Below are 15,972 nucleotides of genomic sequence, written 5' to 3' on the forward strand. Positions count from 1 at the left end.
GAAACAGGCGGGACGAATGAACATACACGCTGCCCGGCAGCTGCTGAGCAGGTTCGGAGGGCTGCTCCTGACTCTCTTCCTGTCCAGCGTCGTGATCTTCTCCGCGATGCTGCTCACCCCCGGCGATCCGGTCGTCGCCCTCGCCGGGGGCGTGCGGCCGACGCCGGAGATGATCGACGCGATCCGTGCGCAGTACCATCTGGACCAGCCGGTCTGGATCCAGTACCTGCACTGGATCCAGAATGTCCTCACGGGCGATTTCGGCACGTCATTCGTCTACAAGACGCCGGTCATCGACCTCATCGCGCCGCGCTTTGGGATCACATTCCTGCTCGTGGTCTACACAGTCGTGCTGATCATCGTCTTCGGTATCGGTTCAGGCATTTTGGCCGCGCAAAAGGGCGGCGCGACCGATCGGGGGGTGCTTGTCGCCACCTCGATCGGAGTCTCGATGCCAACCTTCGTCGTCGCGATCGTGCTGATCTGGGTCTTTGGCCGCGTGCTGGGCTGGTTCCCGGTGTATGGCGCCGGCCAAGGGTTTTTCGACAATCTGTACCACCTGACTCTCCCCGCAATCTCCCTGGCGGTGCTCTACATCGCCTACATGAGCCGCATCACCCGCGGAGCAATCGTCGCGCAGCAGCACGCTGAGCACGTCGGCACGGCTGTCGTGCGTGGTATCCCACGGGGTCAGATCTTCCGCAAGCATGTGTTCCTTAATGCGTCGCCGACGATTCTCTCGGTTTCCGGGGCAACGGTCGCAGGTCTTTTTGCGGTCGCGGCCATCGCCGAGCAGGCGTTCGGGCTCGGTGGCATCGGTTCGCTGCTCACCGAGGCTGCCGCACGCAAGGACCTGCCGGTCGTGCAGACTCTCTCGCTGCTGCTGGTGGCCCTGTTCGTCGTACTCAATGTCATTGTCGACGTCGTTATAGCCGTGATCGATCCAGACTCGGCCAAATCCAGGAGGAACGCATGAGTGTCGCTCAGCTTGCCGGCGGCCGCATCCCCGGTAACGTGCGCCGGGCGGCCAAACACGGCCCACTGTTTATCGGCGCCGTTGTAGTAATGACCGCGGTCGCAGCGATCGCTGTTTTCGGGCCGCTGCTGGCCCCCTTCGACCCGAATCAGCTGTACGTCGGGCCCATTTCAGGGGCTGCCGGCCTGCCGCATCTGATGGGAACCGACGATCTGGGGCGCGATATTTTCTCGCGCATCCTCGCCGGGGCAGGACCGAGCGTTGTCGCACCGATCATCGTTGTGGTTCTTTCCACTGTGTTTGGCTCGGTCATCGGGATCCTCTCAGCCTGGTTTGGCGGCTGGGTGGACCGCGTGAGCACGCGCACCATCGAGGTGATCTTCGCGATCCCCGGCCTCGTCCTCGCCGTCCTCGCAATCTCCATGTTCGGCAAAGGCCTTATCGCCCCCGTCATCGCGCTGTCGATCGCCTATCTGCCGATTCTCTCGCGCCTCGTCCGCGCCGGTGCCCGCTCGGAGCTCGGTAAACCATATATGGCAGCACTAACCATCCAGGGGGTGAGCTCGTTCGCGATCTGCTTCAAGCACCTCATCCCGGCGCTGCTGCCCGTGATCATCGCCCAGTCCACCATCGGGTTCGGCTACGCGATGCTCGACTTGGCCGCGATCTCCTACCTCGGTTTGGGTGCTGCGCCGCCGGCATCCGACTGGGGTGTCATGATCTCCGGCGGCCAGCCGGCACTTCTGACCGGCGCACCCGAGCAGTCGATGTTCCCCGCGCTGATGGTCGTGCTCACTGTGCTCTCCGTAAACATTCTCGGCGCCCGCGTCACAGACTGGGCAGAAGGAGTGGACCGATGACCAATGTCGTCCTCGAGCTCGACCACATCTCAATTGCCGCTCCCGGCATCAACGGACCCCACACACTCGTGCACGACTGCACGCTGCATGTGCGGGCCGGCGAAGCCCTTGGACTCGTGGGCGAGTCGGGTTCGGGCAAGACACTGTCGGCTCGCGCCGTCGCCGGCCTGCTCCCCGACGGTTTCACGGTCGGCGGGAGCATCCGGGTTGACGGCGAGGACATCTCGGTGCTTGGCCCCAAGCAGCTGCGCGACGTGCGCGCCCGTCGAATCGGCATGGTGTTCCAGACACCGCGTGCTCACCTGAATCCACTGCGCACGATCGGCGACTTCATGACCGAGGCGCTCATCGCCGTGGCCGGGCAGAAACACGATGCCGCGGAGCGCCGCGCCGTCGAACTGCTTGCCGAGGTCGGAATCCCCGATCCGGCCCGCCGCATGCGCCAGCGCCCCGGCGAGCTCTCCGGCGGCTTGCTGCAGCGGGTCATGATCGCGGCGACCCTTGCGATGGATCCGCCCATCCTCCTCGCCGATGAGATTACGACGGCCCTCGACGTAACAACGCAGGAAGAGGTTATGGCGGTCATTGCCGACCTGCGCAAACACCGTAACCTAGCGATGCTGTTCATCACGCATGATCTCGCCCTGGCCGGTGCCGTGTGCGACCGCGTCGCGGTGATGCAGCAGGGCCGGACAATCGAGACGCTCCGGGCCGCCACGATGCGGCAGGACGGGACCGACCCATACACAAAGCGGCTGCTCTCCGCGTCCCTGCCCGGCGATCTCGTCGCCGGTTCCGGCGAGCAGGGCAGGCCTGTGCTGGTCGTCGAGGGGCTGCGCAAGGTGTTCGAGGTGCGCTCGGGACGCGGGGGCGGGCGCGAGGAGTTTGTTGCCGTCGACGATGTGGCCTTCACCTTGGCACCGGGCGGATCGCTCGGCATCGTCGGTGAATCGGGGTCGGGTAAGTCGACGATGGCCCGCATCATCTGTGGCCTCGAGACGGCGGATGCCGGCACTGTCACCGTTAAGGACGAGGACTGGATCAAGGCCGCACGCGGCACGTCGGGCCGCCGCAGACGCGCCCGGATCGCGCAGATGGTGTTCCAGGACCCCTACCAGTCCCTTGACCGCCGCCAGACGGTGCGGCAGTGCCTGTCGGAGGCTGTCGCTGTGCATCGGACGAAGGCGACACGTGTCGAGCTCGCTGCGCGCGTCGACGAACTCATGCTGGCCGTCACACTCGACCTCTCGCTCGCAGATCAGCGGCCGCGGTCGTTATCAGGCGGGCAGCGGCAGCGCGTCGCGATCGCCCGGGCCCTTGCGGCCGACCCCGAAATCCTGGTGCTCGACGAAGCCGTGTCAGCCCTGGACGTGACTACCCAGATCGAGATCCTGACGCTGCTCGACGGCATCCGCCGAGACACGGGTGTCGCCCTGCTTATGATCTCGCACGACCTCACCACCGTCCGCCGTCTGTGTGATTACGTCGTGGTGATGCGCACGGGCCGCATCGTCGAGCAGGGGCCCATCGCCGAGGTGCTCGACGATCCCCGCGCCGACTACACACGCATGCTGCTCGACTCCATTCCACGGGATGGGTGGGTGCCACGCCGACGTCTCCCCACACCCGGATCCGTCCCGCCGACCGAGGTCGCTTCGACCACGCTCATCGTCCATCCTGGAGGTAAGAAATGACCAATCGTCCCCTGTGGCAGCTGTCACTATCCGAACTCGCCGAGGCTGTCCGCACCCGCGCAGTGACAGCACGCGCCGTCATCGACGCCCATCTTGCCCGCATCGACGAGATCAATCCGCTCGTCAACGCGCTCACGGTCGTCTTCCACGACCGCGCCCGTGCCCTCGCTGAGGAAGTGGATCGCCGCCTGGCCGCCGGCGAAGACGCCGGCCCGCTCGCGGGCGTCCCGTTCACCGTCAAGGAGAACATCGACATCACCTGGTCGGCGACGACGAGCGGCTGGGCCTTCCTCGCCGAAGCTGCGGCCACCAAGGACGCCACGATGGTCCGCCGTCTGCTCGAGGCCGGAGCGATCCCCGTGGCGCGCGGCAATATGCCCGACTGGGGTCTGCGCTGGGACACCGACAATGACCTGTTCGGACGGACGATCAACCCGTGGGACCCGCAGCGGGTACCGGGCGGATCCAGCGGCGGAGATGCCGTCGCTGTCGCAACCGGGATGACACCCCTGGGCTTGGGCAACGACTATGGGGGGTCGCTGCGACTCCCCGCGTATGCCGCGGGAGTGTGCGCCCTGCGCCCGTCGGCCGGACGCATCCCCGCGCCGTCGGTCGACGTGCTCGAACCGGTCCCGTTGTCACTGCAGTTCTTCGCCGTCAACGGGCCGATTGCCCGCCGCGTCGATGACCTGGACACGGCCTTCGGGCTGATGCACGGCGCCGATGGAAGTGACCCTGCGGCGGTGACGATCCCGCATCCTTCTTCGTACGACGGAGCCCGCCGGGCGGCCGTCGTACGCGACCCACTTGGGTGGGGTGTCGACCCGCAGGTGTCCGCGGCCGTCGACCGCGCTGCAGACGCGCTGAGTGCCGCGGGTTGGGAGATCATCGAGGCTGAGCCGCCCCTCATCGACGAGGCGGCCACCCTGTGGCGCAAGATCTCGACGACCGAGATGGTGGGTGCGTTCCTGCCCGGGGCCTTGCCGATGCCGCTGTCGCAGGGGTCGACGCAGTACTTCCTCGACAATGCCAAGGAGACCGAAATTCTCGAGACCGGCCAGACGTACGGAGGAGCATGGGCGCAGCGTGCGGTCATCGCTGCCGCTTGGGAACGGTTCCAGTCCGAGTACCCGGTCATCCTTGGTCCCGTTTCGGCCCGGCGGATGCCGGAGATCGGTTTCGACCTATCAGGGCCCGAAGCCACGACTGAGCTGTGGCGGGCACACCGTCTGCTCGTCACGGTCAATTTCCTGGGGCTTCCCTCGGTCGCCGTGCCGACGGGCCTTGACGAGGACAGCCTGCCGACAGGTGTTCAGCTCATCGGCCGGCGGAACGGTGAGCACATCGCCCTGGCCGCGGCGCGTGACGTCGAGGCAGCCCTCGGGACGCTGACACCGGTCGACGTCAGCACGAAGACTGTGGTCGCATGAGCGCGTTCGAGCCCGGGCTCGAGTTTGCCTTCGAGCTGAAGGTCAGGGTGTCTGATCCCCTCCGGGTCGGGGGCACGCCGGATCTCAACGTCACACCGATCGTCGGCGGCACAGTCTCGGGCCCGCGGCTGAACGGGCGGGTGCTGCCAGTAGGCGCCGATTGGTGGGTGACGCGCGGCGCGACGACGCAGCTCGACGCACGTTATCTCATCGAAGCCGACGACGGCGCCGCCATCGACGTGGTCAACCGCGGCTACTGGCACGCGCAGGATTCGGTGGAGCAACGCCTGAATGCGGGGGAGGAAGTCAGCGAGGCAGAGTTGTATTACCGGACGGCATTCGTGTTCCAGACCGGTGCCGAGGCACACCGCTGGCTCACCGAAGCGCAGTTTGTGGGATACGCCCGCTCAGAACCGGACACCGTGTGCATCCGCGTCTTCCGCCTGCACTGACTTCCACCGCGCGATCAGCCCTGGGGGTCAGCCTCCGGGCGGAGGCGGATCAGCCGGTGCGGGCCGTCCTCCTGAAGTTCGACCAGATCGGCGTGCGAGGCAAGGAAATCGGTGAAGGACCGGAAACCGAGCGGCTTCTCCGTTGAAGGAAGGGTCCATCCGGCGCATCTGGTTCTTGATCGTGCCCGTGTTGAGCCACTCGGGGAAGGCCGCTCGGCCGCCGCTGCTGCAGTGGCCCTGTCAATGCCGGGCAGCGAGTCGTAGTCCTCGAACTCGTCGCACGCCGCTGCGAGCGAGGTGCTGGTGGAACCGGCAACGCCGATGCCCACCACAAAACGGCCCGAGGTCCTCGACGACGTCAACGGCCAGCCGGATGTCCGCACCGTTCTTGGTGCCCCGTGTTGGTGGTGGTGAACAGCTGGGTGAGGTCCACCGCCCGGGACATCAGCTGGCGCTGGTAACTCGCGTTGACGGGCACTGACCAGTCCGCGTAGGCACGGTTGACGACCAGCGTGCCGAAGGAAGCGGCGAAGTCGATGATGGCGTTGAAATCAACGGTCGCTGCGGTCAGCTTGGCGCTGATCTCCGGGTCGGCGTCGCGGCTTGACCGGTCGAAATCACGGATTCCGTCACGCTGGAACGCGTTGCGGCCGTGCAGCTGCTGATAACGCGAGATGACGATGTTGTCGAAGTCGATGTAGAGGCCAACGCGTGCATCGTTTGGTTCAGTCATGGAAATTTCAGGCCTTGCGGTAGGTGAGGTCGAAGATAAGCCGGTTGGCCTGGTGGGCCTTGTTCTCGAAGCTGGTCAGGATGCGGCCCTCGAAGCGCGGTGCCCAGCCGCCGCGGGTATCGACGTCGTTGGTAGCTTCCTTGCCTTCCAGGCCGCGGGCGTAAACCTGGGTCAGCGGGCCGTCCGTGCCGGCACGCTCGCCCGGGTGCAGGTTCTCGAAGTGCGGCGATGCGTCGAGGACCTCGCGCATCTGGACCGCGTAGTCGGACCAGTCGGTGGCGAGCCGCCACAGGCCGCCCAGGACCAGTGCGCGGGCGGCGAGCTCTGCGAAGGAGTCCTTGACCATACGGCGCTTGTGGTGCCGGGTCTTGTGCCAGGGGTCCGGGAAAAAGACCCACAGCTCGTCCACGGACCCGGCGGGCAGCATGGTTGAGAGGACCTCCGGAGCATTGGCCTGGACCACCCGCACGTTGGTGAGGTTCTTCTGGCCGATGCGCTGCAGTGTCTGCGCCAGGCCGGGCAGGTAGACCTCCACGGCCAGGAAGTTCTTGTCCGGGTTCTGTTCTGCGGCATGCGTAATGGCTTCGCCCAGGCCGGAACCGATTTCGACGACGAGGGGAGCCTTGCGGCCAAAGGCGGCTTCGGCATCGAACACGTAGTCCGGGTCCACGGAGGTGTCCGAATGCACACGCGGAACGTCGATGACGAAGACATCCGAGAGCTCATCCCAGGCCTGCTGGCGCCGTCCCTGCAGGCGCGAGCCCCTGCGGACAAAGGACACCGGGGCCCGGAAATGCACGGCATCAGGGCTCTCGGACCCGTCGGCGGCGTCGGAAACGGGCGGGGCTGGGTCAGTAGTCATCACTGTTAATGCTAACCGTGTGCGGACACCGGGCTGTGTCTGTCCTAAGCCCCCCTAATTAGGTTACTGGCGCTGATCCGGTAAACTGGGGCAAGTTGTTGCGACTGCCGCGCCTAAAAGCCGCGTGTGTAAGCAGCGCAACCTGCGTCGATGAACGCTTTCTTTTGTCCCGCCCGTTAGTTACGGGGCGGTGGACACTGTCTGACTTTTCTTCGGCGAACCCTCTGCGCCAGATGGCATAGGGGGCCACTTACCGAAAGTTGCCTGTCTTTTCATGACTACTTTTGCTGCCCTTGGCGTACCCAAGGCACTTGTCTCCAACCTCTCCGCCCAGGGAATCGCAGAACCGTTCCCCATCCAGGTGGAAACCCTTCCCGACACCCTCAAGGGCCGGGATGTCCTGGGCCGCGGGCGTACCGGCTCCGGCAAGACCCTCGCCTTCTCCCTGCCGCTGGTCACCCGGCTGGCTGAGGCCGAAGCCGCTTACCGCCGCCGGCCGAACCGCCCGCTGGGCCTGGTGCTGGCGCCGACCCGTGAGCTGGCCACGCAGATCAACAACGTGATTGAGCCGCTCGCTGCCGAGCTGGGCCTGAACACCACCGTGATCTACGGCGGCGTTTCCCAGCAGCGCCAGGAAAAGGCGCTGGGCGCCGGCGTCGACATTGTCATCGCCTGCCCGGGGCGCCTCGAGGACCTGATGAAGCAGAAGGTCATCAGCCTGGAGTCCGTTGAAATCACCGTGCTGGACGAGGCTGACCACATGGCCGACCTCGGCTTCCTCCCGGTGGTTCAGCGCCTGCTGGACCGCACCCCGGAAAAGGGCCAGCGCATGCTCTTCTCCGCCACCCTGGACAACGGCGTGGACAAGCTGGTCCGCCGCTACCTGTCCAACCCGCTGACCCACTCCGTGGATGACCCGCAGGCTGCGGTCACCACCATGGAGCACCACGTGCTGCTGGTCCAGGACCAGACGGCCAAGAAGCTGCTGGTCAAGGAACTGGCTTCCGGCCAGGGCCGCCGCATCATGTTCATGCGCACCAAGCACCACGCCCGCAAGATGGCCAAGTTCCTCACGGACAGCGGAATTCCCGCGGTCGACCTGCACGGCAATCTCTCGCAGAATGCCCGTGACCGGAACCTGGCCGAGTTCGCCTCCGGCGACGTCCGCGTCCTCGTTGCCACCGACGTCGCCGCCCGCGGCGTCCACGTGAACGACGTCGAGCTGGTTGTCCACATCGATCCGCCCACGGAGCACAAGGCGTACCTGCACCGCTCCGGCCGCACCGCGCGTGCCGGCTCGGACGGAACCGTTGTCACGGTGACCCTGCCCGAGCAGAAGGGCGAGGTGTCCAAGCTGATGAAGGCTGCCGGCGTCGACGTCTCGATCGAGAAGGTGTCCCACAACTCCCCGTCCATTGCCAAGCTCGTCGGTGAGCGCGCAGCCGTGGTGGAGCCGCACGTCCGTGCAGCCCAGCTGGCAGCGAAGTCCCCGCAGCAGGGTGCAGGCCGCTCCACGGGAGCCAACGCCCAGCGCAAGCGCGCAGCCCGTTCCGGTTCCGGAACCCGGGCCGGCGGACGCGGCGGTGCAGGCGGCCGCGGACGCGTCTCGGCCGAGCGTACTGCTTCGGCTGACGCTCCCCGCGCCCAGCGCAGCCCCGAGGGCCGCCGCGGAGCGGCTGCCGCAGCCACCTCGCAGGGCCGCAACCGCCGTCCCGCCACCGGCCAGCGCGCCGGCGACGTGGCAGCAACCGGAACTCACCGCGCCGGCGGAACCCGTTCTGCCGCTCCGGCAGGCAGCGGCCGGCCGGCACGCGCCGCCGGTCCCCGCCGCGCAACGGCACCGGCGTCAAATGATCGCCGCGGACGCTAGCCAAAACGCATAGGAAAGACCCTGTACCCGTTTCCGGGTACAGGGTCTTTTTTCTTGGACAGGGCGCGGTCATTCCCAGTCTGCGCGCAGGGTCCCGGGCGGTGGTGCGTCGGGTCCTGCCGGAACCCAGGACGTAACCGTAAGGAATCCGGGTTCCGTGAGGTCCAGGTCTACTTCCAAAGCCTGGCGGAGGGTCCCGGAGTAGGGGGCCACCAGCAGCGTGCCCACCCGGCTCATCCCGGCCCCTGCCGTAGCACGCCAGCCGATTCCCGCTTCTGCGAACTGGCCCGGCTCGAGCACGAACGGATCCTGAACCGTATCCCTGGTCATCATTGACCCGCCATGGACCGTCGTGATGTCCATGGCCCACCCGTCAGTCCGATTGAAATCCAGGTCCGGGTAGGCATGGACAACGCAGCTCCGGCCGCCGGTCACCTCCAGCGTGAGGCGGCCGACTCGGCTGCCGAGTCCGGCGTCCCAGCCGTCAACCATCATCCGCACCTCGTGGCCGGTACACCAGTCCGGATCGGGTTCTTCAAAAGGGTGGCCGGTGAGCTCGGCCCCGTACACGGCGGCCTCCGGTGCCGGTTCAGGCACAGCTTCCGGAACAGGCTGCGGCGCAGCCTGCCAGCCGCCCTGCCGTTCGCCGGGTGGCCTGTCCGATGGCCTGTCCGCTGACGGCAAGACGGCCAGGGCAACCGCGCCGGCCAGCAGGGTTACGGCTGCCGGGAAGATAAAACTGCGTGCCCGACGGTGCCGGGTCCCGGTCCGCGGGCTGGCCGCAGGCATTCCCGCAGCGGCGCCGCGGGCAGCAACCAAAGCGGGAAGCCATCCCCAGAGCGCACCCCAATGGGCACCCGCCAGCAGGAACTGAACCAGCGCCTCGAAGAACCGGGCCGGACGCGGTGCAGGCCAGCCATCAAGCATTCCGCCTAGCCCCAGGACCAGGCCACCGGCCAGCGCAGCCAGGGCCGTGCACACCCAAACAGCCTGAAACGGGGGTATACGCGGCTGGCGCCGGGACAGGGACTGCAGCAGCATCGCCGTCAGCGCCGCCGCCAGCACACCGGCGGCCAGGGCGGACAACCATTGTTCCGGCAGCGGCGACCGGCCAGCGGGGTAGGCGCCAAAGTCCAGCTCCACCGTTCGCGGCACGGCCAGCGCTGCGAGTGCCGCGGGTACCGGAAGGTGCGCGGCTGCGGAGGACACCACCCCGGATGCCGTCCATAGGGTTCCGGTCAGGGCCGCGGCGATGAACCGGGTGCGCCGTGCCTTGGTGTCCGCTGCAGCCGAGGCCTGCTCATGGAACTCCTCGCCGGGTGGTCCGGCGCCGGTTTCGCCGTCCGCATCAATCGCCATTTGCCGAAGTGTACACGCGCCTATTTGAGGCCGAGCCCGTGCTCATTCAGTGCGGCTTCGATGATGTCCAGGGCTTTCGGGCCGACTCCGTGCAGCTGGGCCAGGTCTCCGCGCGGCACGCCGGCGAGCTGGCGCAGCGTGGTGTACCCCGCCGCTCCCAGACCGCGGGAAGCCGGTGCCCCGATCCGGGGCAGCTCGTTCAAGGATGTGCTCATGCCCAGATGCTAGGCGTCCGGGAGCACCGCGGCCCAGCCCCCGGCCCCGGGACTCAGGCTCAGTCCAGGGGATAGAAGCTGACGACGGCGCCAAATCCGCGTCCGAGCACCTGCGGCTGGTCCTCACCGCCGGCAACGGTGTCCAGCAGCTCCAGCTCCTCGGTGCGGTTCCCGCCGTCGAGCACGGCTTTGGCGGATCCCTGCAGAAGCACCAGGAACTGGTCCGGGCCAAGGGACGGCGGGTTCTTCTTGGACAGCTCCACCACCATGACCGCGGCTCCGTAGCTGTTCCGGTCAGCGAAGGTGTTCAGGACGGTGACCTCGCCCGTGGGCAGGGACGCCTGCACCGGGACGTCGCCGGGGTAGCGCAGCGGGCGGAGCCGTTCCATGGCGTGCTCTGTGCCGTCCACCGTGAGGAGCAGGAGTTCGCCTTCCACCGGAACCGTGATCCGGTCAGTATCCGGGAACTCAGTAAAGGGGCCGGATTTCTCGATGGTGGCAGCCGACAGGCGCCAGCCCGGTCCGCCCGAAGGGCCGGGTGGACCGGCTGCCAGGTCCTTGGCCCGCCCGGAATTCGAGCCCCAGGAACGGGAGGGGAGGGATGCGAACCGCATTAGGGTGCTGGTCATGCCTATTCGATCAGGGCCTGGCGGCGGCGGGCTTCAAGGACATGGCGGCGCGCTGCGTTGCTGATCAGGAAACGCCGTCCGGTCGTTTCAGCCGGGACAATCCGGACGAAGTGGTTCTTTTCCCCGGCCTGCCACGGGAAAAGTTCCAGGTCAGCGGAGTCCAGGACGTCCTCGATAGATTCGAGCTGGGAGGCCATGCCCTTCAGGACGACGCTCCACGCATAACCGAGCCTGTCATCGTAACCGTCCACTTCGAAGGCGACGGACGAATCGTCCAGGGCCGCGGAGAGCTTTGTGCCTTCGGCGGTGCGGAAGACAACGGTGCCGTGGTCAACGGCGAAGTTAATGGGGAAAATTTCGGGATGTCCCTCGACCACCACGGCCAGCCGCCCCACGGACGCTTGGCGGATGTAGTCCCAGCAGTCGCTGGATCCGAGTTCGACGGGTACCCCTGCATCATTGGTTGGCGGCATGCCCCCAGTCTAGGCATAACCGCAGCGCCGCCGGTAAGCCGCCGGCCGTGACTCCGCAGGCTAAATGGAGAACAATGGGTTCATGAAGGCAATCCTGAACGTCATCTGGCTACTGTTCGGCGGCATCTGGCTGGCTCTTGGCTACGTTGCGGCCGGGATTGTGTGCTGCCTGCTGATCGTGACGATCCCGTTTGGCATCGCGTCCTTCCGGATTGCGTCCTACGCTCTGTGGCCTTTTGGCCGCACCGTAGTGGACAACGGGCGGGGTACCGGGGTGCTTGCCACCCTGGGGAACGTCATCTGGGTGATAGTCGCCGGAATCTGGATTGCCATTGGCCATGTGCTGACGGCCATTCCCATGTTCGTCAGTATCATCGGCATTCCGCTGGGCATCGCGAACCTGAAGATGATCCCCATTTCCCTCACGCCCCTGGGCAAGCGGATTGTGTCCACCTCCGGTTCCGGACTGGTGCCTTACAGCCGCAGCGCTCCCTACGGAACGTATCCGGGACCGTCCTACCGCTAGCCTGCCAGGCCCTGCAGGAAAGCGGCCGCCACGGCGGCGGAGTCTTCGCCGCTGCCCTGGACGAACACTGCTACGGCGAGGTCGCCCTGGACCGCCGTTACCCAGGCATGCCCGGCCTTTTCCCCGCCCGTCCCGGCTGTGCCTGCTGCTGCCAGGACCGGGCCCCCGGACACGGACTGGAACGGGTCCAGTGCGCCGGAGGAACTGCCGTCGGCCATACTGGAACGCAGTGTTTCGGCTTCCGCCCTGGTGAGTTCCTGCGCGGTGTCCGAATCCCCGGAAGGCGGGTCCTGATCCGTTCCGCCGGCGTCTTCCGGATTAAGTACCAGCACCGGTGAAACCCGTTCGCCCCTGGCTGCGGATGCCGCGGCCACCGCAGCGGCCAAGGGGGAAGCCACTACCTCGCCCGGACCGCTGACAGAGGCTGCCTGCCGGGTTTCATCGGAACCATCCGGCACGGACCCATAGAACGCCTGTGTCCCCAGCGGGGCAGCAACCCCCAGGCCGAGGGCTTGGGCGGCTGCACTGATGTCGGCGTTCCCGGGTGTTTCGGCGGACCCGGCGGGTATTCCGGCACGGAGCCGGGCCAGCGCGGTTACGGGCTGGAACCCGGTGCCCAGTGAATACTCTCCCAGCAGCGCGGCCTGCGTGCCCGGCGTTCCGGGACCGTTCGCGACAGCCAGGACGTTGCCGGTGGACGGCTGTACGGCCACCAGCGCGGCACCTGGCGAATCTGCCACCGCGGCATCGGCCTGGGCCTGGACGGGCAGGTCCAAAGTGGTCTGCAGGGCAGCGCCGGGCTCAGCAGGTGCTTCGAAGAGCGGCTCGGAAGGCGCGTTGTCCTGGCCCACGATCCGTACGCTCACCGCGTCGGAGCCGCGGAGCTGTGAATCGTATTGCTGCTGGAGTCCGGAAAGTCCGGTCAGGTCACCGGGTGCCATCGGTCCGGCGCCGGCCATGTCTGCGGTTGCCGGTCCTACCGTCCCCAGCAGGCCCGCGGCGAACGACGGGCTGGGGCCCAGCACCTGCCTTTCCGGCAGGGCGGCTGCACCCGGGACAGTGGCGATGTCCGACTCGAAGGCCGGCGGCACTTTGTCCTGGCGGACCGTTACTGCGTCGACGAAGGCATCCGGTCCGGCGGCCTGGACCTTGGCGGCGAAGGCGTCGGTGTCCAGGCCCAGATAGAGCGAGAGATAGAAGACCGACTCTGCATATTCCCGCGGGTTCAGCACGGACTTATCCAGTCCAACCCGCCACACCGGCCAGTGCCTCATCAGCACAGACCCGCCGGAACCGAGTATGTCTGCCCGCGGAGGTGAGCTGGCCTTGCGGACCAGCCGCTGCCCGGGAAGGAGATCCGGATGAACCGTAGTGGACCGGAAACGGGTTTGCCAGTCACTGTCACGGGTCCGTTCCAGGGTCACTGTGGTCTCGTAGCTGTAGTCCTCCGGCGACGCATTGACGTCCCACACGTACTTCAGGGTGGCAACCGCTTCGCTGCCGGAGATCTCTTCGATTTTGGAGACAGTGACTGAGGGCTCCAGATTCATGCCGGAGACTTCGTAGGCGAGCATGCCGTTCACTGCCTCGACGGTGGAACCGGCAAACTCGTTTCCGGAGACGTCCAGGCGGGAGAGCCCTTCGGCCAGTGAGGCGACGGACTCCTCCGGTCCCGGGCGTTCTTCAGGAGAGCATCCCGCCAGCGGGAGGCCAAGGATCGTGACGGAAAGGATGGCTGCTGCCAGGCGGTTCTTCCCCATCCCGGAAGGCTAGCTGCGCACCGGGCAAAAGGGCACAGGGATGCCCCGAAGTCGGGTGTCCGGTGGGCCTATTGGCCGCTTCCGGCCAGCCCGTCCAGGAATGCCTTCATCACCGGGCCGCCGGAGGTGGAACCGAGTTCTCCTTCTTCGATGAAGAGCGCGACGGCGAGGTCGCCCTGCAGCGCAACCACCCAGGCGTGGGTGCGCGGCGGAACGTCGCTGCCGAACTCGGCAGTGCCGGTCTTGGCGATGACGGGTTCTCCAGGCACGGAGCCCAGAAGCTGCACACCGCCGTCGGTCACTACCGCGCGCATCATTTCGCGCAGGGCAGCGGCTTCATCCGCTGACAGCGGCGTTCCTGCCCCGGCGGCGGCCGGGCCGGAAGCTGACGCTGAGGGGGAAGCGGACGCCGATGGTGACGCCGGTGCCGTACCGTCCGGTTGTTCTACGAGCGTGGGAGAGACCAGCCCGCCGTTGCCGATGGAGGCCGCGGCGACAGCCAGCGCGAACGGGGAGACGAGTACCTGGCCCTGTCCGATCATTGAGGCGGCGTGTGCGGTGCCTTCGGCCGTCTCGGGAACTGCCCCGAAATAGGCGCCCGTGCCGATCGGTGCTTCCACCCCGATGCCCAGGCTCAGTGCGGCGTCGGCGAGGGCGGACTGGGAGATGTCGCCGCGGGCGTTGATGAACGCCGTGTTGCAGGACTGGGCGAAGGCCTGGATCAAGGGAATGTCGCCGAGGAACTGGGCGGGGTAGGTGCTGGCGTTGTTGAAGCTACGCCCGTCAACGTTCAGTTCCGCCGGGCAGGAGACGGTACTTTGTGCCGTGGTTCCGGAGCGGAGCATGGCCAGGGTAGTGGCCAGCTTGAAGGTTGAGCCGGGTGCGTACTGTCCCAGCAGGGCCGTCTGCTGTCCCTGGCTGCCCGGTCCGTTGGCCACGGCCAGGACATTGCCGGTGGACGGCTGGATGGCAACCAGGGCAGAAGCGGAGGGTTCGTCCTCCAGCACTGATTCAGCCAGCGTCTGCATGCCGGCGTCCAGCGTGGTGCGCAGTTCGCCCCGTTCTCCGGGCTCTTCGAAGAGGACGGGAGAGCGGGTACCGTCGGCAGCGACGGTTCGGACGCTCACAAAGTCAGCGCCCCGCAGGACTTCGTCATATTCGCGCTGCAGTCCGGAGAGGCCAGTGATGTCGCCGGGGGAGAGCCTCCCGTCGGACTTTTCGATCAGTTCCGCCGTCGCCTCCCCGGCAGAGCCGAGCAGCGCCCGTGCGAAAGTGCGGGTTGGTGCAAGCGAAAGGGTGGAGGACAGCGCGGCAGCTCCGGTGAATGCCGAGATTTCCTTCTGGAACACCGGTGGCGGACTCACGGCGTCTTGCCTGAGAGTGATCGCTTCCACGAAAGCCTCAGGGCCGGCCGCTTTCACCTGCTCGGCGAAGGGAGCGGGGTCAATCTCCAGGAAGGTGGCCAGGGCCGAGGCGGAGGCTTCCAGCTGTTCTTCCTCGAGGCGGGTCTTGTCGATGCCGACCCGCCACACGGGCCGGTCAGTGACCAGCACCTGGCCTCCGGCGCCGAGGATGTCCCCGCGCTGTGGGGCCCCGGTTTCGAGCAGGAGGGAGTCCTCCGGAGCCAAATCCGGATGGACTGCCTCCGAGGTGAGGCGGACCTGCCACTCTTCGTCTTCGCCGCGCTGCAGCGCGACGGTCGTGTCATAGCTGTAGTCGTTTTCCGACTTGTTGACGTCCCACACGTAGTTCAGGGTGGCCACGGCCTCGCCGTCGCCGGTTTCCTCCACGGACGCCACGCTGACGGACGGTTTCAGGGGCGCCATGCCGGAGGTCCAGTCCGCCAGCCGGGAGTTCGCCTCCTCGGGGGTGGAATCAAGGAAAGCGCTGTTGGAAACGTCGAGTTCAGCCAGACCGTCCGCGAGAGCCTGGGCTGCTTCCTCCGGCGTTGGGCCCTCCGCTGAGCAGGCGCTCAGCGAGAGTCCCAGGACAGCAACGGACAGTACGGACGCGAGCCAGCGGTGTTTCCCCATGCGCTCAGCGTACCGGCGCGGATCTGGAAAACTGGCACGTGAAGCGGATCCGGGGCGCCGGGCGGCGCCCCGGATCCGCTTCCCCACTTTGTCCAGCAGA

General features: G+C 66.9%; 16 protein-coding genes. 7 read left to right on the forward strand and 9 right to left on the reverse strand.

Annotated elements, in window-relative coordinates:
* Nucleotides 1-16: 16 nt before the first annotated feature.
* Genes NGB94_RS15215 through NGB94_RS15235 form a run of 5 tightly spaced genes read left to right on the forward strand, consistent with a single transcriptional unit; the run spans nucleotide 17 to nucleotide 5,412 of the window.
* On the forward strand, nucleotides 17-976 hold the full coding sequence (locus tag NGB94_RS15215; protein ID WP_325791536.1) for an ABC transporter permease: 960 nt from the start codon (nucleotides 17-19) through the stop codon (nucleotides 974-976).
* Nucleotides 973-1,836 (forward strand): ABC transporter permease, encoded by an 864-nt coding sequence (locus tag NGB94_RS15220; protein ID WP_325791537.1) that lies wholly within the window; start codon nucleotides 973-975, stop codon nucleotides 1,834-1,836. The genes NGB94_RS15215 and NGB94_RS15220 overlap by 4 nt, the downstream gene beginning before the upstream one ends.
* A complete protein-coding gene (gene nikE, locus NGB94_RS15225; protein ID WP_325791538.1) occupies nucleotides 1,833-3,530 on the forward strand; it encodes an ABC transporter ATP-binding protein in 1,698 nt (565 codons plus the stop codon). Before NGB94_RS15220 ends, nikE begins: the two co-directional genes overlap by 4 nt.
* Entirely contained in the window at nucleotides 3,527-4,960 is a 1,434-nt protein-coding gene (locus tag NGB94_RS15230; RefSeq protein WP_325791539.1) for an amidase, read from the forward strand. The genes nikE and NGB94_RS15230 overlap by 4 nt, the downstream gene beginning before the upstream one ends.
* A complete protein-coding gene (locus NGB94_RS15235; protein WP_325791540.1) occupies nucleotides 4,957-5,412 on the forward strand; it encodes a DUF3237 family protein in 456 nt (151 codons plus the stop codon). The genes NGB94_RS15230 and NGB94_RS15235 overlap by 4 nt, the downstream gene beginning before the upstream one ends.
* A gap of 14 nt (nucleotides 5,413-5,426) precedes the next feature.
* Here NGB94_RS15235 and NGB94_RS15240 read toward each other — a convergent pair whose 3' ends face one another.
* Genes NGB94_RS15240 through trmB form a run of 3 tightly spaced genes read right to left on the reverse strand, consistent with a single transcriptional unit; the run spans nucleotide 5,427 to nucleotide 7,007 of the window.
* Nucleotides 5,427-5,774 (reverse strand): hypothetical protein, encoded by a 348-nt coding sequence (locus NGB94_RS15240; protein WP_325791541.1) that lies wholly within the window; start codon nucleotides 5,772-5,774, stop codon nucleotides 5,427-5,429.
* A complete protein-coding gene (locus NGB94_RS15245; RefSeq protein WP_325791543.1) occupies nucleotides 5,771-6,145 on the reverse strand; it encodes a hypothetical protein in 375 nt (124 codons plus the stop codon). Before NGB94_RS15245 ends, NGB94_RS15240 begins: the two co-directional genes overlap by 4 nt.
* A 7-nt stretch (nucleotides 6,146-6,152) precedes the next feature.
* Entirely contained in the window at nucleotides 6,153-7,007 is an 855-nt protein-coding gene (gene trmB, locus NGB94_RS15250) for a tRNA (guanosine(46)-N7)-methyltransferase TrmB (RefSeq protein WP_325791544.1), read from the reverse strand.
* A gap of 274 nt (nucleotides 7,008-7,281) precedes the next feature.
* Between trmB and NGB94_RS15255 the strand changes: the two genes are divergently transcribed.
* On the forward strand, nucleotides 7,282-8,877 hold the full coding sequence (locus NGB94_RS15255) for a DEAD/DEAH box helicase (protein WP_325791545.1): 1,596 nt from the start codon (nucleotides 7,282-7,284) through the stop codon (nucleotides 8,875-8,877).
* Between the two features lie 69 nt (nucleotides 8,878-8,946).
* Here the strand turns inward: NGB94_RS15255 and NGB94_RS15260 are convergent, their stop codons facing one another.
* The 4 genes from NGB94_RS15260 to NGB94_RS15275 are packed head-to-tail and all read right to left on the reverse strand — an operon-like array spanning nucleotide 8,947 to nucleotide 11,553.
* Nucleotides 8,947-10,236, reverse strand: a complete 1,290-nt coding sequence (locus NGB94_RS15260) for a DUF4232 domain-containing protein (RefSeq protein ID WP_325791546.1) — start codon at nucleotides 10,234-10,236, stop codon at nucleotides 8,947-8,949.
* 20 nt (nucleotides 10,237-10,256) lie between these two features.
* Nucleotides 10,257-10,451 carry a DNA-binding protein gene (locus tag NGB94_RS15265; protein ID WP_325791547.1) on the reverse strand — a complete coding sequence of 65 codons (195 nt, stop codon included), beginning with the start codon at nucleotides 10,449-10,451 and terminating at the stop codon, nucleotides 10,257-10,259.
* Nucleotides 10,452-10,510: 59 nt separating this feature from the next.
* A complete protein-coding gene (locus NGB94_RS15270; RefSeq protein ID WP_325791548.1) occupies nucleotides 10,511-11,080 on the reverse strand; it encodes a HutD family protein in 570 nt (189 codons plus the stop codon).
* A 2-nt stretch (nucleotides 11,081-11,082) separates the two neighbouring features.
* Nucleotides 11,083-11,553 carry a pyridoxamine 5'-phosphate oxidase family protein gene (locus tag NGB94_RS15275; protein WP_325791549.1) on the reverse strand — a complete coding sequence of 157 codons (471 nt, stop codon included), beginning with the start codon at nucleotides 11,551-11,553 and terminating at the stop codon, nucleotides 11,083-11,085.
* 82 nt (nucleotides 11,554-11,635) lie between these two features.
* Between NGB94_RS15275 and NGB94_RS15280 the strand changes: the two genes are divergently transcribed.
* The gene (locus tag NGB94_RS15280) at nucleotides 11,636-12,079 is read left to right on the forward strand and encodes a YccF domain-containing protein (protein WP_325791550.1); all 444 of its coding nucleotides are present in this window, start codon (nucleotides 11,636-11,638) and stop codon (nucleotides 12,077-12,079) included.
* On the opposite strand, the gene NGB94_RS15285 is transcribed toward NGB94_RS15280, so the two are convergent.
* Together NGB94_RS15285 and NGB94_RS15290 are read right to left on the reverse strand one after the other, a co-directional pair.
* Entirely contained in the window at nucleotides 12,076-13,839 is a 1,764-nt protein-coding gene (locus NGB94_RS15285; RefSeq protein ID WP_325791551.1) for a hypothetical protein, read from the reverse strand. The two genes, NGB94_RS15280 and NGB94_RS15285, sit on opposite strands and share 4 nt — an antisense overlap.
* 68 nt (nucleotides 13,840-13,907) lie before the next feature.
* Nucleotides 13,908-15,872 carry a penicillin-binding transpeptidase domain-containing protein gene (locus NGB94_RS15290; RefSeq protein WP_325791552.1) on the reverse strand — a complete coding sequence of 655 codons (1,965 nt, stop codon included), beginning with the start codon at nucleotides 15,870-15,872 and terminating at the stop codon, nucleotides 13,908-13,910.
* Between the last annotated feature and the right edge of the window lie 100 nt (nucleotides 15,873-15,972).

The sequence above is a fragment of the Arthrobacter koreensis genome, assembly GCF_035792275.1.
GTDB classification, from domain to species: Bacteria; Actinomycetota; Actinomycetes; order Actinomycetales; family Micrococcaceae; genus Arthrobacter_B; species Arthrobacter_B koreensis_A.